General features: G+C 36.2%; 1 pseudogene. It reads right to left on the bottom strand.

The features are described from left to right. Positions 1–73: 73 nt before the first annotated feature. A pseudogene (locus H4J50_RS19465) lies at positions 74–254 on the bottom strand (hypothetical protein); the annotation flags it as partial.

The raw sequence follows: 254 nt of genomic DNA, 5'->3' as shown, positions 1-254 counted from the left end.
ACCTAATCGTGAATTTGATTACTCAAGCGCTTATTCTGGCGGCCTTAATGTTGCTTTTATGTCAATTTACACTTCAGCTAGTGATGATCAACAAGGGAAAGCAAAACAAAATGCTCATATCCAGATTAATACTATCAATCTGGATATGAGCATTTTGTTTTGCTTTCCCTTGTTGATCATCACTAGCTGAAGTGTAAATTGACATAAAAGCAACATTAAGGCCGCCAGAATAAGCGCTTGAGTAATCAAATTCA

This window comes from Colwellia sp. 6M3 (assembly GCF_014077595.1).
Classification (GTDB): Bacteria; Pseudomonadota; Gammaproteobacteria; order Enterobacterales; family Alteromonadaceae; genus Cognaticolwellia.
The sequence above is the reverse complement of the archived record's forward strand: the minus strand, read 5'-3'. Positions and strand labels throughout refer to the sequence as shown.